The 26,006-nt window shown below is 42.2% G+C and carries 16 protein-coding genes; 5 read left to right on the top strand and 11 right to left on the bottom strand.

Features of this window, described 5'->3' with window-relative positions:
• Positions 1 to 232: 232 nt before the first annotated feature.
• On the bottom strand, positions 233 to 538 hold the full coding sequence (locus tag CDG76_RS25520) for a small RNA NsiR4-regulated ssr1528 family protein (protein WP_094332552.1): 306 nt from the start codon (positions 536 to 538) through the stop codon (positions 233 to 235).
• Between CDG76_RS25520 and CDG76_RS37695 the strand changes: the two genes are divergently transcribed.
• Positions 537 to 686: a hypothetical protein gene (locus CDG76_RS37695; RefSeq protein ID WP_190240981.1), complete on the top strand. Its 150-nt coding sequence runs from the start codon at positions 537 to 539 to the stop codon at positions 684 to 686. The two genes, CDG76_RS25520 and CDG76_RS37695, sit on opposite strands and share 2 nt — an antisense overlap.
• A gap of 17 nt (positions 687 to 703) precedes the next feature.
• On the opposite strand, the gene CDG76_RS25515 is transcribed toward CDG76_RS37695, so the two are convergent.
• From CDG76_RS25515 to CDG76_RS25505, 3 genes are all read right to left on the bottom strand, one after another.
• Positions 704 to 958, bottom strand: a complete 255-nt coding sequence (locus CDG76_RS25515) for a hypothetical protein (RefSeq protein ID WP_094351689.1) — start codon at positions 956 to 958, stop codon at positions 704 to 706.
• Between the two features lie 338 nt (positions 959 to 1,296).
• Entirely contained in the window at positions 1,297 to 4,404 is a 3,108-nt protein-coding gene (locus CDG76_RS25510) for a phosphoenolpyruvate carboxylase (protein ID WP_094351688.1), read from the bottom strand.
• Between the two features lie 84 nt (positions 4,405 to 4,488).
• Positions 4,489 to 4,743, bottom strand: a complete 255-nt coding sequence (locus CDG76_RS25505) for a hypothetical protein (protein ID WP_094351687.1) — start codon at positions 4,741 to 4,743, stop codon at positions 4,489 to 4,491.
• 465 nt (positions 4,744 to 5,208) lie between these two features.
• Here CDG76_RS25505 and CDG76_RS25500 point away from each other — a divergent pair, with 465 nt between their 5' ends.
• The 3 genes from CDG76_RS25500 (at position 5,209) to psbA (ending at position 11,222) form a co-directional block, all read left to right on the top strand.
• Positions 5,209 to 8,223 carry a DUF1574 family protein gene (locus tag CDG76_RS25500; protein WP_094351686.1) on the top strand — a complete coding sequence of 1,005 codons (3,015 nt, stop codon included), beginning with the start codon at positions 5,209 to 5,211 and terminating at the stop codon, positions 8,221 to 8,223.
• A gap of 54 nt (positions 8,224 to 8,277) precedes the next feature.
• A complete protein-coding gene (locus CDG76_RS25495) occupies positions 8,278 to 9,777 on the top strand; it encodes an MBOAT family O-acyltransferase (RefSeq protein WP_094351685.1) in 1,500 nt (499 codons plus the stop codon).
• 362 nt (positions 9,778 to 10,139) lie between these two features.
• Positions 10,140 to 11,222 carry a photosystem II q(b) protein gene (gene psbA / locus CDG76_RS25490; protein ID WP_094351684.1) on the top strand — a complete coding sequence of 361 codons (1,083 nt, stop codon included), beginning with the start codon at positions 10,140 to 10,142 and terminating at the stop codon, positions 11,220 to 11,222.
• 83 nt (positions 11,223 to 11,305) lie between these two features.
• Here psbA and CDG76_RS25485 read toward each other — a convergent pair.
• A protein-coding gene (locus CDG76_RS25485) for an IS630 family transposase (RefSeq protein ID WP_223265378.1) occupies positions 11,306 to 12,183 on the bottom strand; the annotation gives its coding sequence in 2 pieces (ribosomal slippage) (positions 11,306 to 11,851 and positions 11,854 to 12,183; 876 coding nt in all).
• A gap of 176 nt (positions 12,184 to 12,359) precedes the next feature.
• A complete protein-coding gene (locus tag CDG76_RS25480) occupies positions 12,360 to 12,695 on the bottom strand; it encodes a hypothetical protein (RefSeq protein ID WP_094351683.1) in 336 nt (111 codons plus the stop codon).
• A 771-nt stretch (positions 12,696 to 13,466) separates the two neighbouring features.
• On the opposite strand from CDG76_RS25480, the gene CDG76_RS25475 reads away from it, so the two are divergent.
• Positions 13,467 to 14,459, top strand: coding sequence for a metal ABC transporter solute-binding protein, Zn/Mn family (locus CDG76_RS25475; protein WP_094351682.1), 993 nt, complete (start codon positions 13,467 to 13,469; stop codon positions 14,457 to 14,459).
• Positions 14,460 to 14,825: 366 nt separating this feature from the next.
• Here CDG76_RS25475 and CDG76_RS25470 read toward each other — a convergent pair whose 3' ends face one another.
• The 5 genes from CDG76_RS25470 to CDG76_RS25450 all read right to left on the bottom strand — a co-directional run bounded on the left by CDG76_RS25470 (position 14,826) and on the right by CDG76_RS25450 (position 25,904).
• Positions 14,826 to 15,323, bottom strand: coding sequence for a DUF427 domain-containing protein (locus CDG76_RS25470; RefSeq protein WP_094351816.1), 498 nt, complete (start codon positions 15,321 to 15,323; stop codon positions 14,826 to 14,828).
• Between the two features lie 109 nt (positions 15,324 to 15,432).
• Positions 15,433 to 17,016, bottom strand: coding sequence for an HlyD family efflux transporter periplasmic adaptor subunit (locus CDG76_RS25465; RefSeq protein WP_094351815.1), 1,584 nt, complete (start codon positions 17,014 to 17,016; stop codon positions 15,433 to 15,435).
• Between the two features lie 87 nt (positions 17,017 to 17,103).
• On the bottom strand, positions 17,104 to 20,115 hold the full coding sequence (locus CDG76_RS25460; protein ID WP_094351681.1) for a peptidase domain-containing ABC transporter: 3,012 nt from the start codon (positions 20,113 to 20,115) through the stop codon (positions 17,104 to 17,106).
• A gap of 815 nt (positions 20,116 to 20,930) precedes the next feature.
• Positions 20,931 to 23,399, bottom strand: a complete 2,469-nt coding sequence (locus tag CDG76_RS38590; protein WP_094351680.1) for a putative Ig domain-containing protein — start codon at positions 23,397 to 23,399, stop codon at positions 20,931 to 20,933.
• A gap of 543 nt (positions 23,400 to 23,942) precedes the next feature.
• Complete coding sequence (locus tag CDG76_RS25450; RefSeq protein WP_094351679.1) at positions 23,943 to 25,904, bottom strand: beta-propeller fold lactonase family protein; 1,962 nt, start codon at positions 25,902 to 25,904, stop codon at positions 23,943 to 23,945.
• Positions 25,905 to 26,006: the final 102 nt, after the last annotated feature.

The following is a 26,006-nucleotide window of genomic DNA, read 5'->3' as shown; positions in this document are numbered from 1 at the left end:
AATATCTTGCTGAAGATACACTTTTTGAAAATATTAAGAGAAGAATCAAGAAGCCAAAATACCGATGGCAATTTAAGATGTGTGAGGTAAAAAATTGAATTGATGTGTTAAGCCCAGACGTGTGGCGGTAGGGAATTAGCAGCATTACGCTGTGCGAAGGAGGTCAGAGTTTGTCGCCAGACATAGCTAAAGTAGCTTATCTCAACGAACTCCTAACTCCTAACTCCTAACTTTATTTACCACTATAGAAAAAGGCAATTTCTTTCTCTTTTAGGGGCGCGAAATCGGCATCTACAAGTAATTGGTCGAGTTCTGCTTGGGGAATGTGTTTTGCACCAATGCGCACAATGCGCGATCGCATCGTATTAGATACACCACTGCGCTGTCTATTGCCTTCTAGCGCCATAACTTTACCATAAAGTTCTAGCTTGGCAGGGGGAATGGGAGAACCATCAAAATCAATTCCCTGTGCGATCGCTTCATCAATCGCATCAGCTCCTGTAGTAGTTTGATTCCCTGGGTTAGTTTCGGTAGGCATGGTGATTTACTCTTCTTCGCTATGGGTAGATTTTACCAGCCTTGCTGACACCAAAGTTGCCAACCCTGAAACTCATACCAATTTGAAAATCTGTAGAGACGCGATGAATCGCGTCTTTACCCAAGGATGTGTTGCAATCATTAATTGAATTGGTATCACATTAGATTAATCACGAGCTTGTCGCGTCACCACACCACCAACAAACGCCCCTAATATAGTTCCTGTCCATAGTCCTGTTGTACTACCTTGCCATATTGCGCCTGGTGTCATCCAAGCGTTGCACATCTCCTTGAAACCCCAAGGTTGGTTTTGACACTTTTGGCTATGCAGCATCATGGTGATTTGCCCACTGGTGTAAGCGCCAAAAAAACCTGATGACAGTGCCAAGAAAGTGCAAATTAAAATTCTATTTTTTGTCATTTGTCATTTGTCATTGAGAATGGGAAAAGGACAACTTATATCTTGCACCAGGCGACTAGAAGTCACGGCTACACAGACTTGTGTTGAGCGGAGTCGAAATACAAAACCTGCCTCCGCAGGTTGAAAAGACTTGATTTTGCGTTAGTCCGCCTACGCGGACTTCTCTGCGAGACGCTGTTCGCGTTCGTTTATATAGCCGCGATTTCTAATCGCTAGGGCTAGGTGCAAAATGTGAGACAAGGGGACAGGGGCAGAAACTTGTTGCAAGTTTTCACTTAAGTCATTTTGTCATCTTGTCCCCTTGTCTCCCTTGCCCCTCCGCTTCTTCCCATTCCCCATCAACCTGTATTTCTCATCCCGGCTGCAATACCATTAATAGTTAACAATGCTCCTCGCAGTAACTCGCCTTTGCTGTAACGAGAATGAATCACTCCAGAAGTAGCAGCAGTATTTTGGGACTGCCGTAGACGCTTGAGTAGTGAAACTTGGATAAATCCCAAGGGGACAATTGTCCCATTACGTAACTGCACAGATCGTTGCAATACCGGATCGCCATCTAACAGTCGATTGTGATCGGTGATTTTTAACACCAAATCCCTTGTCAGATAGAACTCGCTAGCAATTTGGTCAAAAACCTTGCCAAAACGAAGTTGATCTTCTGGTTTTGAGAGTTCTTGGACGTAGTGGTGTGCCATTTGCATATCTACTTTTGCCAAAGTCATCTCGGCCTTAGAAATCACCATCTTGAAGAAGGGCCATTTAACGTAAAAGTAGCGTAGCAATTTCAAGTGTTCTTCTGGTTCTGCGTTCAAGAATTCTTGTAACGCTGTGCCAACGCCATACCAGGAAGGAAGTAAAAAGCGAGTTTGCGTCCAGCTAAATACCCAAGGAATAGCTCGCAGACTGCTTAAATCTTTCTTACCAGATGGACGGCGTGCGGGACGGGAACTAATTTGCAGTTGGCTAATTTCTTCAATGGGGGTTACTTCGTGGAAGAAATCAACAAAATCAGGCTGTTCGTAGATTAAAGCACGATAATGTTGACGCGATCGCGCTGCTAATTCTTCCATAATCTCATTCCAGGGTTCGATATCATCAAACCCTGTTCGCAGCAGGCTGGCTTGAATCACAGCAGTAGTGATGGTTTCCATGTGGTACAAAGCCAAGTCCAACAAGGAATATTTGGAAGCTAAAACTTCTCCTTGTTCAGTAATCTTGATTCGCCCATTGATACTATGACCTGGTTGAGCTAAAATCGCTTCGTAAGCGGGGCCGCCACCACGTCCCACAGAACCGCCGCGTCCGTGAAAAATCCGCAAACTTAGATCGTAGTTTTCTGCTATTTGTTGCAGTGATTTTTGAGCTTTATGAATTTCCCAATTGCTGCTTAAAAAACCAGAGTCTTTGTTGCTGTCAGAATACCCCAGCATTACTTCTTGCAAGTTTGTGGGAAGCGGAGAGGAGGTAGGGGAGCAGGGGAGCAGGGGGGCAGGGGAGGCAGGGGAGGCAGGGGGGGATGAATTTTCATCGGTATGCTCTGCTTTTGTCTGTTCGTAGCCGCCGGCTAATAAAGCGCGATATAAGGGGAGTTCAAACAGTTTCCGCATGACGCTTCTGGAGCGTTGTAAATCTTCTACTGTCTCAAATAGGGGGACTACTTGAATAGTTCCGACGGCAATGGCGGGGTCAAAAAGTCTGGCTTCTTTGGCTAACAGTAGTACTTCTAGCACGTCGCTCACATCGCGGCACATACTGATAATGTAAGTTTGGCAGATGTTGAGACCAAATTCTTGTTGGAGCGATCGCACGACGCGAAAGGTTTCAATTACATCGTTGGTTTTTTCCGAAAATGGCAATTCTGCCGGAATTAATGGCCTGCGGGTTTGGAGTTCTCCTGTGAGCCAAGCAACTCTTTGCTCCTCGGATAGTTCGTTGTAAGGTTGGGGTAATATTTGCAGGTATTCCAGGATCTCATTCAGCGCATCGGCGTGGCGAGATGATTCTTGGCGGATATCTAACTGTGTCAAGTTAAAGCCAAAAATTTCTACCTGACAGATGAGATTTTCTAATTCTCGACAACTTAAACCTGTTTCTGTCAAGTTGCGCTGAATCATTCGCAGTTCTGCTAAAAAATCGGCTCCCGAACGATATAGGGGGCTATCTTGATTTGTCGGCGTTTCTCGATTGTACAAAGCTAAATTGCGATCGCGAGTATTTTCCAGCCGTTTCAGTACGTAAGCCAGTTTCAGCCGATAGGGTTCTTGTCGATAACGCAGTGCCAGTGCGTCATATACCTCACTCAACTGGGACTGATCCAATTCTAGAGATTCCAGTAAGTCTGGTAAAACATCACTCCAGTGCATCGACACACTCAACAATTCAATCAGATTTTTCACTGACTGAATATATCTCCCCAGCACCATTTTGCGCTGATAGCAAGCTGTTTTCCAGGTGATTTCGGGTGTAACTGATGGGTTCCCGTCTCTGTCTGAGCCTACCCAGGAGCCAAAAGAGCAAAAGTTTTTACTCGGTGGTTCTAGCCAAGGAAAGGTATTGGATAGAGTGTGTTTGAAACGTTTATACAGTTGGGGAATGCCATCAAATAAAACTTCTTGGAAGTAGTGCAGGGCATAATCTACTTCATCTAGCACTGTGGGTTTGAACTGGTGAAGTTCGTCTGTACGCCACCACAGGCGAATCTCTTCAAGCAATTGTTCGCGGACATCTACTGCTTCCCAAGGATATGCTCCTGGCGTAGTCCCAGAGTGATTTTCCAAGGTATCCAGTTTTTGCAAAAGTTGTACCACCTGTCGCTGCTTATCTCGGATGGTATGACGAACAATTTCCGTCGGATGCGCTGTAAAAACTAAGCGCACATCCAGATGTGCAATTAAACGTTGAATTTGCTGGGGCGGTACATTCAGTTTGAATAAATAGGGAAACAAGGCAGCAAAAGTACCTTTTGGTTTGACTTGCGCCTTTTCGAGATAATTCTTTTTGAGAAAGGCTGCTGCTATTCCCTTGCTAACAGGCGCGTCATCTTCTCTTTGATTAGACGAATAGTTAACATTAGACGCTGTTTCCGGCTCTATTTCCTCTGTTTCTGCTTCATAACGGCTCAATTGCTGCCGTTGTTCGTATTCCTGCTCTATGATGTTAATCAGCTGAAAATACAGAGCGAAAGCACGAGCCGCGCGTATTGCTTCGTTGATATTTAGTTGTTCAATTAATTTGACGGCTGAAGATGCTTGGTCATTTGTTGCTTGTCCTTCTGGCGAACATAAATCGCGCAACTGACGCAACAAGTCCACCATATTTTGACCACATTCTTGCCGGAGAACTGACTCCCACAATTCTTCCACTACCTGGAGACGATGGCGCAAAAATAATTCCGACACCGGGTATATATCAGCAGTTTGAGACGAAGAGTATAAAAGGGAACCCATATTCTCTATTCTTGTAAAGCTAATTACTGTTTACGGTTCTAGGTTTTGCACTTAATGCTCACCGGGTTGTTCCTGAGCAAATAATTATTTGGTGTATATCTTCTCATCTTGATTGATTTCGTGTTCATCTGGGAAATCTAGATTGGGTAGGCGATCGCCTCGAAATAATTCTTCACTAGCTTCTCCTATTGCTTCTAGTGCTCTTACTGTAGTTTTTCCAGTAATCAGCAGCAGTAATATAGACGCTGTACCTATTTGTAAAAGGAACGATTGAGGAATGGGAAATAAATCCAGATTGGATGCGGGTTTAGCTGAAGACTGTTGGTTGGTAGGAGGCATTGCTAATTTTTGGTTATGGGAAGCATGAGTAAGAAGGAGTTAGGAGTTATGAGTCAGGAGTTAGGAGTTAAGATGACTCCAACGATAAAGGAAGGGAGTTTAATGAGATAAGCTTATTGTTTGTTTCGCCCGTCAGGGGCATTAGAGCAGTGGGACGCAAATCCGGCTTTCAAGGAAAAGTTATCAACCAGTCATATAGAATTATTCTGACTCCTGGCTCCTAACCCCTAACCCCTAACTCCTAACTCCTAACTTCTGATTTCTGACTCCCTATTAGTAAAATAAACGCAAAACTCAACATTAGTCAGACTTGCAACCTATACAAGACTATCTTGTCCGATTTTGTGAGCTACGAAGGTAACAAAATTGTTAAAAAAAAACGTCAGAGTGTGATAGACCTATGGTTCTAGTTTACAAGTGCAGGCACTATCCCCCAACCATCGCTTCCTGTAAAGTTAACTGAGCATGAAAACAGTATTACCAGATCGCCAGCAATCCTTAGTGCAATGGGTGAGCCAAGCAACAGGGATCAACACTTTCGGAGTGAAAGTCCGGTTGCGGGGAAATGACCTTCATATTCTTTGTGAAGGTACAGAATGTCCGCAGCGTTGGCGTACTTTGTCTGATTTGCTGCAAGCACTACAGCAAACAAACTTAGATATCCTCACAAGCAGCGAACAAACTTCAATATATCAAGTATTTGTCTATGGCCGCAGAAAAGGGGAACAGCGCCCCTCATGGTGCCATCGAGTTCATTTGAATCAAATAGATAAGCATCTCGATCAGGTGCAACAAGCGCTGCTAGCAGACTCGGAAAAATCAAAACAACCGGGTGGGGCGCTAATTGTCTCTAACGAAAGTTTGGCACGCCAAGGCAATCCAGAAGCGATCGCTCGATATCTGAGCGAAACTCTGAGTACGTTAGGTGTATCGGTACAGGTAAAGATTAAGCTATATAAGCCCAAGAATTCTCAGCCAGAAGAAAATCGCCTGTGGATATTTTGCCAATCAAGCTATAGCCCTGATGCATCGTTGCTTGCCGAACCAATAGCACAAAAGTTGCGTTATCTCAAGCTTTCCGGCTACCAAGATGCCGTAATTGTTTCTCAGGTGAGCGGCGAAACTGCCCCTGATTGGCTGCTGCGGATAGATTTGACGCCACCAGAGGTAATGCTTAAAGAGTGGGCGCGTTGGGGGGATGTCCAAGCGATCGCTCGATTATTAACTGAGGTACTATCAGGATTAAAAGTTGGTGTCCAAGTTTCTTTGAAAGAATCAACGCTACATATTTTTTGTATCCCAGCTTTCGATCCTTTAGGAACTGCCCCGATCCCAGACAAGGTAGTGTGCTTAGAGGCGATTTTACCGCAGCTAGAAGCGATCGCTCCTCAAGGCATTCTCGCCGCCACCATATACGGACAAAAAGCAGGCGACAAGGAACCCACTTGGATTGATTGGCTGGCTTTACCCGCAGCAAACCATCCCGCCTTTGCCCTATCACCACTAGATTTGGCAAATACTGGCGATGAACCAGCGATGGTATTTTTACTAGAGCGCTTACTCAATCCTGATTTGGATTGGCGACTATTGACAGGTGGAATTCGCGTACTTCTACTGAACAAAAATCGTTTATTGCACATTATGTGTGATGCACCTGTTTGTCCACAGCGACAACAAGTAGCGAGTAAAATTACGCAGTTTATCCGCCAGTTAAAAATTTCCGGTATTATGGGAGTACGTATCTACGGTCGCCGGGCTGGGAATAAAGAACCTTTTTGGCATTATGGCGTCGATCTTGAACATCGCCAACGTTTAGTACCAGAAGCAACCCCAGAATTTGCTGCTACTTCTATATACATTAACGATTTAGTAACACCTGAGACTAGTGAGCCAATTTTGCGCCCAGACTTAACGACAGAAGAAGTTCAAAATTTTGTAACAGAAGTAGCGCGAGATTGGATAGCAACGGCGAGTTCAACTGCGAGAAAATTCCTGTTGAAAAGCCAGCTATTTACCGAAAGCAGCGAGTCAGCGGAACGTAACCACGATCTTCAAGGAATTAAAATTGCTCTAGTTTGGGGAACACTGGGATTATTGCTCACCCTCCAAACTGATTGGGTATTGGGTCGAATTATTGCACTTAATACGCCCACGCCAAAAGTAGCTAGTGCCACCCTCCCATCTTCATCTTCCGAGCAAAAGGCATCTTTGACATCTGGGAAAAATCAGACTGAGAAAACGACATTTTTTAGTAGTACTTCCAAGACAAAATCTCCTCCAAATCAGAGTTCTGTATTTAATGCTTCGGAATTTACTCAGAGTGATGATACCCCAAAAAATAATTTAGCAGCCGCACCACTGAAGGAAAAAGCAACCGCAACAGCTATTCTTTTAGCAGCGCGATCGCAGATGCCAAGTTTTAATGTCAGGCAGTTAGACGAGCAACTAGCACTCTATAAACAGCGTTTAGCTAGAACTGGTAGTCCCCCAGATGTGTTGATTATTGGCTCCTCCCGCGCCCTCAGAGGAGTAGATCCCGCAGCACTTTCTAAAGCTTTAGCAACTCAAGGCTATCCAAATCTTGACGTGTTTAACTTTGGGATCAACGGTGCTACGGCACAAGTTGTAGACTTTGTGATTCGTCACGTACTAGAACCATCAGAACTACCCAAAATAATTATCTGGGCAGATGGGGCGCGTGCTTTCAACGGTGGGCGCGAGGATATTACCTTTAAATCCCTTGCGGCATCCGTTGGTTATAAGCAAGCATTCCAAAAAACACCAACCACTGCAAATAGCAATGATTTACCTGAGAATACAGTAAATTCGGGAGAAGAAAAGACAAAGGAAGAAAAACAGGAGATTAGTACTTATGAAGCCGTCAATCAGGCGTTAAATCAGGCTCTAGCCTCTGTTTCTACCAGCTATCAAAACCGCGACCAAATTAAAAGTTTACTACAAAAACAATTGCTCGTATTTGGTAATAATCAGACAGTTGCATCACAAAAACAGTTGACAGACGGTACTTCAGATGAAAGTATTTCCCAGCAAGCCGTTGACTTTGATGGCTTTCTACCCTTGTCTATTCGCTTTAATCCCGCGAGATACTATCAAAAACATTCTAGAGTTCCCGGAAATTATGACAACGACTATAAATCTTTCCAAGTAGAAGGACAGCAAGATACTGCTTTTCAAGAAGTACTTCAGTTTACCCAGTCTCAGAAAATCTCCTTAGTGTTTGTCAATATGCCTCTGACGGCAGATTATTTAGATCCAGTGCGTAAACAATATGAGCAACAATTTCAGCAATATATGTTGCGTTTGGCTGCTAATCCCAACTTTATTTATCGTGATTTGAGTCAACAGTGGCCAAAAGTAAATGATTTCTTTTCCGATCCTAGCCACCTCAATCGTTTTGGTGCATACGAAGTCTCGAAAAAGCTAGCTAACGATCCGATGATTCCTTGGCCAGTGAAGTAGGAAGTAGGGAGTGCGGAATGGGGAGACAAATGACAAATGACAAATGACTAAAAAATGAACTTTATATCAATTTTTTATGGGCTGTTCCTATTGAGTGTGTTAGGAATTTACTGGTCTTTAGCACAACATAAATTGCGATTGTGGACGCTGCTAATTGCCAGTTTGGTTTTCTATTCATCTTTGCACATTCAATACATACCATTACTATTAGCATTAACGTTTATCAATTTCCGTATAGGGCTGGAAATTGGTAACAACACATCACCAGGAAAACATTCTCTTGATTGGCAAATTTCTAATGAAGAGTGGCAATTTGCTCAAGTTGATTGGAATCGTCGCCGTCTAAAAGTTTTGTGGGTGGGTATAATTCTAAATGTTTTACTGCTATTAGCTTTTAAGTATTTTACCCCTTTATTCAAGTTTCTTTCTCATGTGCAAACAAACTCACCAGATAGCTCTTTTAAGTTAATTGCACCCTTGGGAATTTCATTTTTCACCTTTGAATGTATTGCTTATTTAATAGATGTCTATCGCGGTGCCCCTGCTACTGATAATTTTCTTAAATTTGCTACATACAAATTATTCTTCGCCAAACTGATTTCAGGGCCGATTACGCGCTATCACAACTTAGCAAATCAATTTAATACACTAGAATTACCCAATACCAATAGAGTAGCTGAGGCGCTGTGGTTGATTGCTAGGGGTGCAGTCAAAAAAGGTATTTTTGCAGACCACTTGGGAATTTTTGTAGATTTATGTTTCGGTAATTTGCAACGGGCCGGTAGTACGGATCTCTGGTTAGCTACATTCGCTTATGGCTTGCAGTTATATCTAGATTTCAACGGTTACGTAGACATTGCCCGTGGTAGTGCTATGCTTTTCGGCTTGGTTCTACCTGAAAATTTCGACTTTCCTTATTTCAGCACCAATATTTCCGAATTTTGGCGGCGCTGGCATATAACTCTGGGAGATTGGCTACGTAACTATGTCTACTTTCCCTTGGGTGGTTCCCGTCGGGGTTTAGTCCGTACCTGCTGGAATTTATTTCTTGTAATGCTAATCGCTGGTATCTGGCACGGTGCTGCTTTGGGTTATGTCGTTTGGGGTATACTCCACGGATTAGCTTTGGTGGTTCATCGACTTACAGATTCTATAAGCGATCGCTTTGAAAATCTAGAACAATTCTGGCAAAATCCTCTAGGGATCTTTGTCGCTTGGTTTTTAACTCAATTGATGGTTTTTACCTCTTGGATTTGGTTCCGTCTACCTAATCTCCAAGACTCTTCTTTAGTAATTCGACATCTTTGGGGTTATCCGGCTGACGCCCAGTTTGCTGAAAAGGTCTATGTGGAAGCCTTAAATATGAGCCAATCCCAACTCGCTTGGGTACTTCTAGGTTTAGCTGCGCTTATGGCTGTAGTCTATGCATTCAATCGAATGCTGAAGTTAGAGTTTAACTGGCCCCTTAAGCTTGTCTTCGTGCCCCTATGTTTTTACGCTGTTTGGTTATTAGCTCCTGAAGGCAGTTTGCCCTACATCTACTTTGATTTTTAACTGGACTATCAGACAATATAGAGCTTATTATTTCGTTACAAATTGACGAGACTTAAAATGTTTCTCATAGCTTCCTTGTAAAGAAGTGTAAAGGTAAATAACTAAGCGATCGCGTCATTGAAAGTGATAGCTAGATTGTATTTAAAATGGCTTAAAAAGCCTTAATCCATTACTTTCATGACTATATGTTTATAGTAGAAAAACTTTACAGTTCGATGAGCTTTATTAAAGTATTTTATTACAGAGTATTAAGTCACAGATCGCGTCCAAGTAAATTCATGTAGACTGTATTTCAACAGGCGAAAATAAACTGCGCTTGTTCCATATTTAACAACCCATTGCACTTATAAAACAATAAAACAATGACCACAACCTTACAACGGCGCTCTGACGCTAACGTATGGGATCGCTTTTGCGAGTGGATCACCAGCACCGACAACCGTATTTACATCGGTTGGTTTGGTGTACTCATGATCCCAACCCTACTAGCTGCTACAACTTGCTTCGTGATTGCTTTCATCGCTGCTCCTCCCGTGGACATCGACGGCATCCGCGAACCAGTTGCAGGTTCTTTGATCTACGGAAACAACATCATCTCTGGTGCAGTTGTTCCTTCTTCAAACGCTATCGGCTTGCACTTCTACCCAATCTGGGAAGCAGCTTCCTTAGATGAGTGGTTGTACAACGGTGGTCCTTACCAGTTGGTAGTTTTCCACTTCTTGATCGGTTGCGCTGCATACCTCGGTCGTCAGTGGGAACTTTCTTTCCGCTTAGGTATGCGTCCTTGGATCTGCGTAGCTTACAGCGCACCTTTGGCTTCTGCTTGTGCAGTATTCTTGATCTACCCCATCGGTCAAGGTTCTTTCTCTGATGGTATGCCTTTGGGCATCTCTGGAACCTTCAACTTCATGATTGTGTTCCAAGCAGAACATAACATCTTGATGCACCCCTTCCACATGTTAGGTGTGGCTGGTGTATTTGGCGGTTCATTGTTCTCTGCAATGCACGGTTCTCTAGTAACTTCTTCCTTGGTGCGTGAAACCACCGAAACCGAATCTCTTAACTACGGTTACAAATTCGGTCAAGAAGAAGAAACCTACAACATCGTTGCAGCCCACGGCTACTTCGGTCGTTTGATCTTCCAATACGCTTCCTTCAACAACAGCCGTTCACTGCACTTCTTCCTCGCAGCATGGCCTGTCGTCGGTATCTGGTTTACCGCTTTGGGTATCAGCACAATGGCGTTCAACTTGAACGGTTTCAACTTCAACCAATCAATCATTGACTCTCAAGGTCGCGTCATCAGCACTTGGGCAGACGTAATCAACCGCGCTAACTTGGGTATGGAAGTAATGCACGAGCGTAACGCTCACAACTTCCCCCTAGACTTAGCTGCTGGTGAAATTACTCCTGTAGCAATGACTGCTCCTGCTATCAACGGTTAATACTTAAGTATTAGCTAAATAAAAAGCGCCCTCCAGAAATGGGGAGCGCTTTTTAGTTGTAATTATAGCTGTAGCCACATGAGTTAGGACGCTGCTTGCTTGAGAACGGTTTCTATTGCATCACGCAAATTATCGGATTTGAGTAACAACTTACGAACCCTACTTTTCAGCCATGCCCAACACTTTTCAATCCGATTGAGGTCTGGCGAGTAGGGCGGAAGGTAGATGATCTGGCATCCGGCGGCTTCAATTAATGAAGCAATGCGACCGCCATGATGAAATGTCGCATTATCTACAATCACCCACTCACCCGGACGCAACACTGGAATCAAACAAGTTTCTAGCCAGGTTTCAAACACGGTTCGGTTACACGCTCCCTCAACGGTAAATGGTGCAATCAATTGCCCCTCCCGATACCCAGCAATCATATTAATGCGACCTTGCCGCCGACCTGATTTAAGGTCGTAGAAGCGTTTCCCAACAGGAGAGTATCCGTAGCCATAGTTGTCGCGTTCATCCATGCCAGACTCATCAACATATACTAGATGTGATGCTTTCGGATTTTTCAGTTGTGCTAAAAACGCTGCCCGTTTGGCTTCGTCTCGTTGGCTATATCCGTAAGTTTTTTTTTACGCGAATGTCCAATCTTTTGTAATGCCCTGGAAATCGTGCGCTGGCTAATCTTTCCCTCCCATAACTGTGCCATCTCACTCTGAGTTTTATCCCCATGCTCTTTGACAAAGGAGCGAAACTTCTGCCAATCACCGATTTTGCTATTGTCTGACGATGCTTTCCTGTGTTTGGGCTTAACATCACCTGTTTCGGCTTTGCGCTGAAACCATAAGTTAATTGTGTTGCGACTGATATTGAACAATTGGCTGGCCTCACACTTTTTGAGACCATCTAATTCAATCGCTTGCATAACTTTTCGCCGGAAATCATCGCTATAAGCTTTTGCCATTGGGATGGGGTAGATGCAATGCTAACTCTTATAGTTTACGTCCTAATCTTTATGGCTATGGCTATACTTTAAAACAGGCCAAATAAATTCTCTAATAGATTTCCCTCTATAGCGATGCTTCCACATCACAAAGGCATCGTTATACAGGAACCTATCCCACTAATAATTGACATAACTCATTTTGCAACTTTTCTTTTCCCAGATATTAACTCTAGCTTCAGAAAATAACGCTGCCAGATTTGCCGCCCTAGCAAAAGTAGACTGATAATTTGCCGCACTTGTTGAATTTGTATTTGTAACGCTTGATTTCTCTGCCGTAAGTCATAAATATTCTGTTGGCTGAGATAAATATTTTCGGGTGCTTTATTCAGTGCTGCATTGGTACAACTTTCATAGGCGGTTAACCTATCTGCTATATATGCTAGCTGCTGCTTAAGTTGCCACACCCGCCAAGCCACATAGAGTAGTACCAGTGAAATCAGGGTGTTAATTATGACAACTAAAATTACCATTGTTTATCTTGACCAATATTAGCTTTGAGGAATTGTTCTATATACTTGATTTGGCTCTTATTTAATGATGAAGAAATTAAAGGATAAAATTTGTGGTACAAAGTACATCTGTATTCTGGCAATAAAAAGTAGTTAGATAATGCTCTAAGCGATATTGAAAGACTTTACTAGGTGAAAATTAGTGTAACAAAGGCTGATGGCTAAAAAATCGCCAATTTGCCAATTTTGTAACAATGATATGTCCACTCCTCGCAAAACCACAGCTACAATTGCCTTAGATTCACGACTTGGTTTGCGAAATCAACCCGTATGCTTCATAAGCCCCATCATTACTACCTCCCACTCCTTAACCTGATAATCCTAGCCAATTTGAGAGCTTTGTGGGATGTAAGCACAATGGTATAGACCCTTCAACAGATGGTGAGAGAACTACACTACACTCCTTGGAGACTCCCCAGCATCGCCTTTATTATTGTGCTTCTACCTCTACCAGTTTTCCAGTCTGTCGTGTGCAGTTAACTAATATTTTGCCTGTAAAAACCTCACTAGTGGTTCACTAACCAAAAATTGCTGGACGTGGACTTGGGAAACAGATAAGTGATAGAGGAGAAAGTCTCTTAATTCCTCTTCCCTTAACCTTTACCCCTTTCTTTGCCGAAGGCTTCCCCCTCAGCCATAAACCTCTTCCCTGCTGAAGACTTTCCCCTGGTATTTTACTAATACTTTACCAATAATGATTATCTTTTTTTATACATCCAGTAGGAGTTGAGGATGTCAAAAAAATCACCATTGAATAATTTCTTCCCAGCTATTCTTGCTACCTTGACAATTGGATTTGTTGGGTGTGGAAATCAAGCTGTAAGAACTACATTCACTCAGACTAACACCCAGGTAAATGAGAATCTTCCCCAAGTTGTAGCGACTACAAGCGTACTGTGTGACTTAACCAAGCAGGTTGCTGGAAATACAGTTAACCTCACCTGCTTAATTTCTCCTACCGCCGACCCCCAATTTTATAAGCCAAAACCGGAAGATCGTAAAGCCATTGAGCAAGCTAATCTTATTCTTTATAATGGCTACAATTTTGAACCAAATTTGATCAAGTTAATTAAAGCGACTAAAAACCCTACACCAAAAATAGCTGTCGCTCAACTAGCAGTGCCTAAGCCACAAAAATTTCAGGCAGGTGGTAAAAATATAGCCGATCCTCATGTTTGGCACAATACCAAAAATACTATCAGAATGGTGGAGGTAATTAATAGTAATTTGAGAAAATTACAATCTAGTGATGCAGAGGCTTATAGCAGTAATACTAAAAAAATTACCAATGAACTCACTCAGCTAGATAGCTGGATTAAATCAAGAATTGCCAGTATTCCTACCAAAGAACGTAAGTTAGTTACAACCTCTGATGCACTGAGTTATTACGCCAAAGCATACCGTATTTCATTGGCAGGAGGATTGCAAAGTATTAATACTAATGAAAAACTGACGGCAGAACGAGTCAGCAATTTGGCTACCAACATTAAACGGGCTAAAGTATCAACGATTTTTGCTGAGGTGGAAATCAATCCTAATTTGATTCAATCTGTAGCCACAGAAGCTGAAGTGAACATTTCTGACAGAAAGCTATATACTGAAGGACTTGGTGAACCAGAAAGCGATGCGGACACTTATCAGAAAATGATGATTGCCAACACACGCACAATTGTAGAAGGACTAGGAGGGACGTATTTGATGTTTGAAACGAAAGCTGCTAGGTAGCTAGAACATCAATTCAGTAATCCTAAAAACTCAGTTTATTAGTAGTAAGTTGGGTTGAGGAATGAAACCCAACATTTAATCCTTGTTTATGTTGGGTTTCACTGCCGTACCCCTACGGGGAAGCAAGCTACAACCCAACCTACTGGCGTGTCAAGACTAAATTTGTGCATTAGCAAACTCTTGTGGGATGGGCTTCTAGCCCGTCCTAATTGGCGGGCAAGATGCCCGCCCCACAAGAAAATTTATTGCAACATTTTAGCCTTGACACGCCACTACATTGATAGATTTTATTATCCAAAATTTAAAATCGTTAGACTCAACGCTCATGACAAGTCCAAAATCTAAAATCTAAAATCCAAAATCGATTCACCATCCCCAAGTACCAGGAGCGCCTTTAAATGGCCCAACAATATCACTGGTTATCCAACCACCGTAGAAGTTACCTGGTTGTGGTTGCACCTCTTCGCCATTAACGTAGCATTTATCCATTAAATGAGCATAAAAAGCTACATAGTCCTTGATGGATTCAAAGACTGGTGTGGGTTTGGGGTAGAACCAGGCAGCATTATGGACTTCTTTATCACCAACTCTGATTGTGTAGTAACCAGCACTTCCCTTCCACTCACAAAAGCTAGATTGCGGAGTCATCTGTAGATATTCCATTTTGATATCCGCTGGGGGAATGTAGTAAGAAGGAGGATGACTGGTTTCTAAAACACGTTTGGCGCTGTGAGTATCTACAATTACTACTCCGTTAAAGATTATTTGGATATGTTTGGTTGTGTCCTCCAAAAGAGGAGGACGGGGATAATCCCAAACTGATTCTTGTCCGGGAGCAGGTTCGATGCGTTGAAAATTAACCATCATCAAGAGTGTGGAGTGCTGAGAGAGAAAAAAGTAATCAGTACTGATGTACTTAGTGAACTAGCAACTCTCCTTGTAGAGTCACTGCGGTCTTTTAACTCAACCCTCTTTATCGTACCTCTTTAAGAGCATCAACTTGCTTGGTAAACAACTCCGTGAATAAACTAAGCACAGTCCGTTCTTCGCGCACTTTTATATTGGCACTGATGGACATACCTGATTGCAAGTTAACTTTTTTGCCCTTAATCACGAGGGATTGTTTATCTAATGAGACTTTTGCCGGAAATCTGTAAAACTGATGGGTTTGGTCTGGCGGTAATGCGTCTGAACCTATCCCAGTCACTTCTCCCTTGATATCGCCAAACTCGCTGTAAGGAAAGGAGTCAATTCTGACATCTACTTTCATACCTTTTCGCACAAACCCAATATCTTTGTTAGTGATGAAAACTTCAGCAATATAGTTTTCATTGGGGACAATTTGCAACAGTTTTGTCGTTGGAGTTGCGACAAACCCAGGATTTTTTGCTTGCAAATCGAAAACTGTTCCAGCTACAGGTGCGCGGAGTTCTTGATATTTAACATTTAACTGTGATTGAGATATTTTACTATTGACATCTGCCAAACGCTGCTCATTTTCCAGCACAACTTTCATGAATTGGCTATCGATTGTGGCAATCTGCTGTTTGTTCTGGGCTATCTTATCCAAAATGTTTTTATCAGAAACAGCCACCGTATTGCTTAACTCTTGTTGTCCTTTTTCTATATCAAACTGGAGGCGTTTCAGTTCCTCACCTAGTTGCGCTACTTCTGCCGTGCGGTTTTGAACTTCTTGTTGCTGGTTAAGATACTGAAGTTGAGAAATTCCACCTTCTTCTGCTAATATCTTCAGCTTATTTAAAATCCCCTCTTGAATAGCTAAACTTGATTTACTATCTTCCAGCTTAATTTGATTTTGAACCAGTTGTTTTTTGGTCTTTTCTACTTCTAATCGTGCTGCGGAAGACCGAGAGTCTAATTCCTGTTTGGCAACTCGTAGAAGTTGTTGTTCATCAATTCCTACTCCAGAATCTTGACCAGAATTTTTTAATTGAGTGCGGAATAATTGATTTTCTGCTACTAATCCTGCCCGACTTTTCAACAGAAAAGCAGTTTCTTGTGGCAAGTTACCGCGCAGATATAACGCTTCAGATCCATTGGCAGTACTTGCATTCATCAATCGGCGATAAATCTGGTTTTCCTTCATTAATGCAAGGCGAATTTTATTCAAAGAATTTAATTCGGCAACAGAGGCTATGGAATCAAAAGTTAGCAGTAAATCACCTGGCTTCACTTCTTGTCCATCTTTTACATTAACTGTTTTCACCACTCCGCTCACAGGAGCCTGAACTTCTTTGACTGTTCCTTGGGGTTTTAATTGCCCTGTTGCTGGCACTACTTGCTCAATTTTTGCAAAATAAGCCCAAGCAATTCCAAAGCAGGCTAGCCCCACTAGTGTAATCATGATTGTACGCGACCAAATTGGAGATTGGCGCAAGACAATAGATTGCTCAAATTCCTGATTGTTTAAGTTAGTTAAAGACTCTTGAGCAGCTTTTTGTTGTTTTGTCAGTAGCTGTGAATCGTGCTTCACTCCATTTTTGTGATTGCCGTTTTTCTGATTGCCGTTGAGGTGATTCCCATTAAGTTGAGTCATAACAATTTTGGATTTTGGATTTTGACTTTTTTGTAGAGTGGGCAATGTTTCCCGATGCCAAAAACCTTTGCCCTCAAGAATGACTAATTACAAGTTTACATCTTGTTGCTGATACAGGTAATAATAATGACCTTTAGTAGCCATTAATTCTTGATGGCTACCTTGTTCTATAACCCTGCTGTTATCCATAACAACAATCATGTCTGCATTACTGACGGTGTTCAGTCGGTGGGTAATAAAAAATACTGTATCACCCTTGAATGCTTTGGCTAAGTTGAGACATATTTGCCGTTCTGTGGGATAATCTAATGCACTGGTTGCTTCATCTAAAACTAATAATTTTGGTCGTTGTAAAACAGAACGAGCGATCGCAATTCTTTGTCGTTGTCCACCTGAAAGTGCAGAACCCCGTTCTCCCACCCGCGTGTTGTAACCGTTTGGTAAGTTCATGATAAACTCGTGGGCGCACGCAACCTGAGCCGCTTCGATAATTTCTTCGGTTGTGGCATCGGGATTGGTTAGGGCAATATTTTCCTGAACGCTGCCGTCAAATAATAATGTCTCTTGGGGAACTACGCCAATTTGTCGTCGCAGCGAATAAAGTTCCACTTTGGCGATATCATAACCATCAATCAAAATTCTGCCGGACTCAGTTTCGTAAAGTCTCAGCAGTAATTTCATCATCGTACTTTTACCAGATCCACTTTGCCCGACAATGCCGACAAATTTCCCTGGCTCAAATTCGAGGTTGACATTAGAAAGTTGCAGAGGACCACTTGTGCCAAACCGGAAGGAAACATTTTCATATTTCACTGCTCCCTTAATGGTAGGTAAGGGTATATTGTAGCGGTCTGTTTCTCCTTCTTGTGGGGTATCGACAATATCGCTTAAACGCTCTAGAGACAAGGCTGTTTCTTGGAAGCTTTGCCAGAGTTGAGCTAAACGTAATATTGGGCTGGTGACGTAACCCGATATAATCCTAAAAGCAATTAATTCGCCTAAAGTTAATTCTTGTTGCAGTACTAAATAAGCTCCTACCCACAAAACTAGTAAGCTGCTAAGTTTGTTGAGAAAGTTGCTGGTAGAGTTAGCGAGGGTAGAAGTCACAACTGTTTTAAAACCAGCGGCGACAAATCGGGCGTAACGCTCTTGCCAGGAAAAGCGCGATCGCAATTCGATATTTTGCGCTTTTACTGTTTGAATTCCTGACATCACCTCCACTAAATAAGATTGAGTTTCGGCATTGCGTTCGGCTTTGGCACGTAACTGTCTGCTAATGGTGGGAGAAGCAATTAAGGTGATGACGACAAACACAGGAATTGTGCTTAACCCGACTAATGTGAGTTGCCAACTATAAATCAGCATCACACCGATATAAACTACCGAGAATAGAGCATCTAACCCCACCGTTAAGGCAGTACCCGTGAGGAATTGGCGGATATTTTCTAGTTCGTTGATGCGAGTCGAAAGTTCACCCACCGGTCGGCGTTCAAAATAGCGCAGCGGTAAACGTAGTAAGTGGTCGATGATTTCCGACCCTAAACCCATATCGATCCGATTAGTGGTATCGACAAATAGGTAGGTTCGTAAGGTAGTTAGTACTGCTTCAAATAGTCCGACTACTAATAGCAAAACCCCCAAAATATGTAGTGTGCCAATACTATTTTGAGTGATAACTTTGTCGATAATTAACTGAACGACTAGGGGATTTGCCAAGGCTGCCAACTGCACGAAAAAGGAAGCAATAAAGACCTCTATCAGGACTCGACGGTGCTTTGATAAATAGGGTATGAACCACCGTAAACTAAAGCGTTCTTGGGGTGTTTGGTTGGTAGCAGTCAGCAGTAATACCCTAACTTTGGGCGGAAAGTCAGTTGGATCGACTTCTAATTGTTCAACCAATTGAGCGGGTTTGCAGCGCACAATTCCTTTTGATGGAACACCCACAACCACGGTATTGGCATCTACTTCATATAAAACGGCAAAATTATCACCGTAGCGAATCAGCGCTGGTGTTGGAATGCGCGTCACTGAAGCGACTGGTAACTCTATCAACTGCGCCTTGAGTCCAATTAACTCTGCCAAGTAAGCAGTAACTTGAAACGATATAGTCCCCTGACGTTTGACTTGCTCAGTTAAGATGCGGCGAACTACCTCTCGACGAAACGGCATTTCTAGGTACTTCGCGATCATTTGGAAGCAGGCGAAGGCTGAATTTAGTTCTCCTTTACCGCCAAAAAATGGGTATTTTTGTTTTGATGAATTCTTTGAATTTTGGGGGGCTGTTTGTGGAACTATTTCGTCTGATGCGTAGGGAATAATCTCTAGTTCGTCAGCGCTATCTCTATCTACTCTGGTTTCAGTTACCGCAAGTTCTATCTCATGACTATCTTCTAAGATCAAATCTGACGGATGTATACCAAGCAACCGTGCGGGGTTTTGACTGATAACCTGAATCTTGTCTCTGTCATCGTCTGATTCTAGGCGATCGCCAGGTGACAAATCCGTGACTGTACCACCGCCACTCACAAACCAAACGCTTTTGCTATCCAGTTGGTTGAAGGGAGTTTTTCCTGAAGGGAGATAATGTATTTTCGCCTGTGGTAAGGCTTTTTCTGTCAGTTCTCTGAGATTTAAAGTAGCGATCGCTTGCTTTTGCCAATAGGAAGCGAGAATATCGAAAACTTCTACCAAATAACTGCGGTTCTTACGAGCTTCGGCAAAAGCTGGATATGAAGCTAGAAAGCTAAAATATGCTGTTGCACTCAAGGTTAAACATACTACTTCGGTGGAAGCGATCGCTGTTTCACAGGCGATATCGCGCAACAAACCAATTTCGCCGATAATTTCCCCAGGTTGCAATAATTTTAGGGTGATTGGCAATTGCGTCTGGGGGTCATATCCCAACAGCCGCACTTGTCCCTCATAAATGATGGTGATGCGTTCCGGGAGACTTTCTTTACCAATGATTTTCTGGCCTATGCGATAGCGCCAGGCTTGCAGTTGTTCTGATAGATTAGCGATCGCTCCATCTGGCAACTGCTCAAACCCCTCTAGGGTGGTGAGAAATTCGGGAAAAGTGTTCTTAATATAAGTCATATAAAACAAGTTAAAGTGAGGAATTAAGTCGAAAATATTAGGGAGTATCTCTTTTACTAACAGTGGCAGTGTTTGGTTTTATGCCAGCAGTGACAAGACTTCTGTGGAATTCAGGTGTTTAAATGTGTAACAGCACAGAGGGAAATTTAGTCTAATTCCAGACCTGTATTTATATCACACGGTTACGATTGTTACGCGTTTTTCAAAATAAAGCATACTGTAAATAGATCGAGGACAAGTTATCACTTGGTTAACGCTACATAATTTATACAAATAAAATCAATCTTTAGTATTGCAACTATGCAAGATGGATACTTATTATCAAACCAAAACAAATAAACGTGCTTGTTAAATTTAGCGCTGTATATTTTACTTTATGATAGTCAACATGAAAATATCACAGATGCATTCCTAAGTAAATACCCTAGTTAAGAATTATGTAATAAAAAAAAACTTTAAATTTATGAATTATTTTTGACAAATTCTTGAATACAGGGATTGACAATATCACTAATGGCGAAAAACAGGAGCTTTCCTCGTTAAAAACCACCTATACCCTAATTATGAAATAGTTCTCCATCACTTTTTTGCTAGCTTAATTTAATAAAAATTAACTGGAAAAGTAAAGAGGAAGACTCTTTGTTAGCCTAGAGGAATCAACTATTAAATTTATGAAGAAAAGACAACAAGTGCCTTCAGTAAATTTACTAATTTAATTAATAGCTAGTCCATCTCATCGCTATGCAGAAAACAACCTCACCTCGCAACTAGGATGAGGTTGTTCGATTTTGCTAAGTAATTACTCGTATTTTATACTAAGCAAGATTAACACTCAAATTGACCTGCACAATCACATCGTTGTAATCTTTATCACCACCATTGGCTAAATCTTCAAAACCAAAGGTGTTATTTCCCAACAGCCGAATGTGATCTACCTTATCTGAATTAGCACCCAAGAATGTGAAGTAAACATTTTTATTGGCATTACCATTGAGAATTGCATCGGGTCTGCCATCCACAATAATAAATGGTGCAAACAAAGAATTCGGCTCGAAAGTGCCAGTGTAATTTGCAGTGCCTTGGTTGCCCACCGCCAAGTCAATGCCTGCAACACGCCCACGCACAGCAGCTTCGGCGTAGCCAGCCTGCCCAACAAGAATATCTGCTGTGCCATCACCGTTGGTATCAATACCACCATTTTCATCAGCTACCTGATAGAAGCCGACAAAGTTATTGTAAGATGCCTCTCTGTTGACTTGAAACTCAGCTGTTACCGATTGTGTTACACTCCGTAAATCAATCAGTTCGCCTTGATATTTGCCTTGCAGACCAGTACCTAAAGATACCTCTTGATTGGTTGGCTGAATATTTACTACCAAATTCTGAAAATTAAGAGAAAACCCTTGATCTTCTATGTTGTTATTTGTACCTGAGGGAAAAAGCACACTTGAGAAGGGGGTTTTTCCAGACAGTACAGACTGAGTAGTACTGTTGGATACCAGATAAAATCTGAGTTTGGTATCAGAGTCGAATTCTAATATGTTTTTCAGGTCGGCAAGATTAAAACCATTAGGCAGATTAGCAAGAGCGGAGAAAACCACCTTTGAACGCAAAAGAGCCGCTTGCGTATAGCCTTCTGCACCAGGGGCTATGCCGTTAATCCTACCTTGTTCATCGTCAACAGTAAATACATTTAGTTCGTTCACCTCTTTAGAGGTGTTGTTTCTAATCTTGATTGAGAGTTTTCCTTTATCACCTTTAATGTTCAGCTTAGTTTTGACACTAAAGATATCGCCTGTAATTTGTGTCACTACAGCAGTATCGTCAGCAACCGCAAGTTTAAACACATCAGTGGCTTGCTCTCCAGCAACATCCTTAGCTATGACTTTGATGTTCAAGCTACCTACGTCCTCATTCTCAGGAGTACCACTGAAGGTAAAGGTAGTAGGATTGAAGTTCAACCAAGTAGGTAGTAGGTCATTATTTTCCAGGGTTGCAGTGTAGGTGAGGATGTCTCCAACATCCACATCACTAAAGGTGTCAGCTGGGATGGTGAAATTGAAGAGTGTGTCTTCAGTAACTTGTTGGTCTGCAATTTCTTTTACTAAAACTGGAGGATCGTTGACATTCTTAACCGTGATTTTAAACACATCACTGGCTTGCTCTCCAGCACCATCTTGAGCAGTAACTTTGATGTTTATACTACCTACGTCCTGATTCTCAGGAGTGCCACTGAAAGTCTTGGTAGCAGCATTGAACTTCAACCCATTCGGTAGAGGCTTATCGTTGTCCAGAGTTGCAGTATAGGTAAAGCTATCTCCGACATCTGGATCAGTGAAAGTGTCATCTGGTACAGTGAAACTGAAGAGAATACCTTGGGTGGCTTGTTGGTCTGCGATCGCCTTGGACAAGACTGGAGGAGTATCAACAGTAAGTTTAAACACATCACTGGCTGTTTCTCCACCAACATCCTTAGCGGTAACTTTGATGTTTAGACTACCTACGTCCCCATTATCGGGAGTACCACTGAAAGTCTTGGTAGCAGCATTGAACTTCAACCCATTCGGCAAAGGCGTATCGTTGTCCAGAGTTGCAGCGTAGGTAAGGCTATCTCCGACATCTGGATCAGTGAAAATGTCATCTGGTACAGTGAAGCTGAAGAGAATACCTGGGGTGGCTTTTTGGTCTGCGATCGCCTTGGACAAGAGTGGAGCAGTTAGTACTGAAGCGTAGGCTGCCATTACTTTTGGCTGAAACGCCAGAGTAGGAACAATTGCCCCCGTAGAAACTTCCAGTTCCCAGTCACCACCTAATGCAGTACTCCCCGTTAAATCATCAGACGCCGCTACTACTGCACCTGTCAATTCACTCAGACGCTGTACAAATGCTTTACCTTGCTCTGTTTGCCCGACTTCGCAACCATACAACAGCAGTTGTGCATTTGCACTCAAAACATTTGCCCAGTCCATTAGTTGCCAAGCATAATGGTTGAGGGTTTCGTAGCTGAGTTGACTGTTTCCCAGATAAACTTGCCCTGGTGCGCCGTGAGAAACAATGTGTAGGCTGTTGATTTCCCGATGAGTTGCCAGCACTTGGCTAATTTGTTCAATGCCATTCTGGTCAGGGTCTAAGACTACAACAGAGGTGTTCGGCAATACACCTGCTACCAGACTTTGGTAGTTCTCAACCTGTGAGTCGATGAAAACTAAGTGAGTAGCAGGTATTTGCTCATACAAGTCTTGAGTTGGCTCTTTTGCGATCGCAATCGGGATAGTGTCTGACATAATTACTCTTAATTAATTAATAGTTTTTTGGTTACAGCCGTTACGTACCATATCCTGTAAATCACGTAGAAGCAGTATTTTTTTGGCATAGCCAAGGAGTCAATTATTAAACTGATATAAGAATCATATTTGATTTCTGAACAATATTTTAGATAAAATCCTGATAAAATGGGCTTTTCAGTCTCAGGATGTTTTCAAAAATTAAATCGGAATCCTAATATAAATATAAAAAGCTAATGGTAAACTTCAGTAAATATACTGCCTAAACCTTCGGATCGATATTACCATACCATCAATAATAATAAATGGCGCAAACAGAGAATCAGCTTTGAAAGTCGCGGTGTAATTAACTGTCCCTTGGTTATTCACCGTCAAAAAATGCCTGTAACACGCTGATGCACAGGTTTAGGACTGATGCAAAGGTTTTATTGGCGATCGCATTTATACATATATGAGTCCATGTAATCACCATGCAGAAAATAACCTCACCCCTTAACCGGGATGAGGTTGTATTATTTTTCTAAGTAATTACTCGCCTTTGATCTAGGCAATATTGACACTCAAATTTACTTGCACAATCATATCGTTGTAATCTTTATCACCACCATTGGCTAAATCTTCAAAACCAAAGGTGTTATTTCCCAACAGGCGAATGTGATCTACCTGATCTGAGTTAGCACCCAAAAATGAGAAGTAAATCTTCGGATCGTTATTGGCATTATTATCGAGAAACTTATCCGCTTTACCATTGATAATAATAAAGGGTGCAAATAGCGAATCAGTTCCGAAAGTGCTGGTAGATGTTGCCGAACCTTGATTGCTCACCGTCAAGTCAATGCCTGTAACACGCCCACGCACAGCTGCTTCGGCATAGCCTGCTTGTCCTACGAGAATATCTGCCTTACCATCGCTATTGGTGTCAATGCCACCATTCTCATCAGCCACCTGATAAAAACCGACAAAGTTGTTCAATGCAGCTTCTCTATAAACCTTGAAGTCAGCTTTTACCGATTGTCCTACACCCCGTAAATCAATCAGTTCGCCTTCCTTTTTGCCTTGCAAACTTGTACCCAAAGATATTTCTTGATTTGTTGCCTGAACCGTTACAGCAAAATCTTGGAAGTTGAGAGAAAAGCCTTCTTCTCCTGTGTTGGTATTTGTGGCTGAGGAAAAAACGACACTTGAAAAAGATGCTTTTCCAGACAGTACAGCCTGAGTAGTACTGTTGGATACGCTATAGAATCGGAGTTTGGTATCAGAGTCAAATTCTAAGACATTATTCACATCGTCATGCTTGAAACCTTTGGGCATATTAGCAAGGGAGAAGAAAATCACCTTGGAGCGTAAAAGAGCAGCTTGTGTATAGCCTTCTGCACCAGGGGCTATGCCATCAATCTTACCTTCATCATCATCAACATTAAATACACACAGTTCATTCACCTCTTTAGAAGTGCTGGTTTTAATTTTGATGGAGATTTTTGCTTTATTGCCTTTAGTCTTCAGCTTAGTCTTGACACTAAAGATATCGCCTGTAATTAATGTGAATAGAGTAGTAGGAGTATTTTTATCGGCAACCCCAAGCGTAAATATATCACTAGCTTGCTCTCCAGCAATATCTTTAGCAGTGACTTTGATGTTTAGATTACCTACATCCTTATTTGTCGGAGTCCCACTGAAGGTAAGAGTAGCAGGATCAAACTTCAACCAAGTAGGCAGTAGGTCATCATTTTCTAGAGTTGCAGTGTAAGTCAGGGTATCTTCAACATCTACATCGCTGAAGGTGTCAATTGGAAGGGTAAAGTTGAAGACACTATCTTCGGTGGTTTCTTGGTCAAGAATTTCATTTGCCACCTCTGGCGTATGATTGAAAGGCGCACTAAACAACGCCACCGCCGAGTCATCATATCCAGCAGTATAGAGATATTTGCCATCGGAGCTGAGAGTTACAGAAACCGCACCACCAAGTCCATCGACACCATCTGTATCATCTTTTTGAACTTCTACAAAACTCAGCTGGCCTGTTTGTTGATTGCGCTCAAACACCGCCACCGCCGAGTCATCATATCCAGCAGCATAGAGGTATTTTCCATCGGGGCTGACTGTGACAGAATAGACACCACCAAGCCCATCGACACTACTGATACCATCTTTTTGAACTTCCACAAAACTTAGTTTGCCTGTGGTTGTATCTCGCTCAAACACAGCTACAGCCGAGTCATCATATCCAGCAGCATAGAGGAATTTGCCATCGGGGCTGACGGTGAGGGATTTAGCACCAGCAAGTCCATCGACACCATTTGTATCATCTTTTTGAATTTCTACGAAACTCAGTGCGCCTGTGGTTGTATCCCGCTCAAATACCGCTACAGCCGAGTCATCATATCCAGTAGCATAGAGGAATTTGCCATCGGGGCTGATGGTGAGGGATTTAGCACCAGCAAGTCCATCGACACCATTTGTATCATCTTTTTGAACTTCTACAAAATTCAGGATTTTCTGCGTCATATTTCCCTTGAGATTGCAAAATAGTTTGTAAAAGTAATGTTCTTTTCTAGCAAAGACAAGAATGTACTATATAGCTTATTGTCTGATTTTTATTCAAACCTC

The organism is Nostoc sp. 'Peltigera membranacea cyanobiont' 210A (assembly GCF_002246015.1).
Taxonomy (GTDB): domain Bacteria; phylum Cyanobacteriota; class Cyanobacteriia; order Cyanobacteriales; family Nostocaceae; genus Nostoc.
Note: the sequence above shows the minus strand (reverse complement) of the source record. Positions and strands in the feature narration are given on the sequence as shown.

Bases quoted from the DNA above. Each gene is read 5' to 3' on its own strand.
- CDG76_RS25450 (WP_094351679.1), bottom strand. From the start codon at position 25,904: ATGACGCAGAAAATCCTGAATTTTGTAGAAGTTCAAAAAGATGATACA.
- CDG76_RS25515 (WP_094351689.1), bottom strand. From the start codon at position 958: ATGACAAAAAATAGAATTTTAATTTGCACTTTCTTGGCACTGTCATCA.
- CDG76_RS25480 (WP_094351683.1), bottom strand. From the start codon at position 12,695: ATGGTAATTTTAGTTGTCATAATTAACACCCTGATTTCACTGGTACTA.
- CDG76_RS25500 (WP_094351686.1), top strand. From the start codon at position 5,209: ATGAAAACAGTATTACCAGATCGCCAGCAATCCTTAGTGCAATGGGTG.
- CDG76_RS38590 (WP_094351680.1), bottom strand. From the start codon at position 23,399: ATGTCAGACACTATCCCGATTGCGATCGCAAAAGAGCCAACTCAAGAC.
- CDG76_RS37695 (WP_190240981.1), top strand. From the start codon at position 537: ATGGTGATTTACTCTTCTTCGCTATGGGTAGATTTTACCAGCCTTGCT.
- CDG76_RS25460 (WP_094351681.1), bottom strand. From the start codon at position 20,115: ATGACTTATATTAAGAACACTTTTCCCGAATTTCTCACCACCCTAGAG.
- CDG76_RS25495 (WP_094351685.1), top strand. From the start codon at position 8,278: ATGAACTTTATATCAATTTTTTATGGGCTGTTCCTATTGAGTGTGTTA.
- CDG76_RS25470 (WP_094351816.1), bottom strand. From the start codon at position 15,323: ATGGTTAATTTTCAACGCATCGAACCTGCTCCCGGACAAGAATCAGTT.
- CDG76_RS25505 (WP_094351687.1), bottom strand. From the start codon at position 4,743: ATGCCTCCTACCAACCAACAGTCTTCAGCTAAACCCGCATCCAATCTG.
- CDG76_RS25510 (WP_094351688.1), bottom strand. From the start codon at position 4,404: ATGGGTTCCCTTTTATACTCTTCGTCTCAAACTGCTGATATATACCCG.
- CDG76_RS25465 (WP_094351815.1), bottom strand. From the start codon at position 17,016: ATGACTCAACTTAATGGGAATCACCTCAACGGCAATCAGAAAAACGGC.
- CDG76_RS25520 (WP_094332552.1), bottom strand. From the start codon at position 538: ATGCCTACCGAAACTAACCCAGGGAATCAAACTACTACAGGAGCTGAT.
- CDG76_RS25475 (WP_094351682.1), top strand. From the start codon at position 13,467: ATGTCAAAAAAATCACCATTGAATAATTTCTTCCCAGCTATTCTTGCT.
- psbA (WP_094351684.1), top strand. From the start codon at position 10,140: ATGACCACAACCTTACAACGGCGCTCTGACGCTAACGTATGGGATCGC.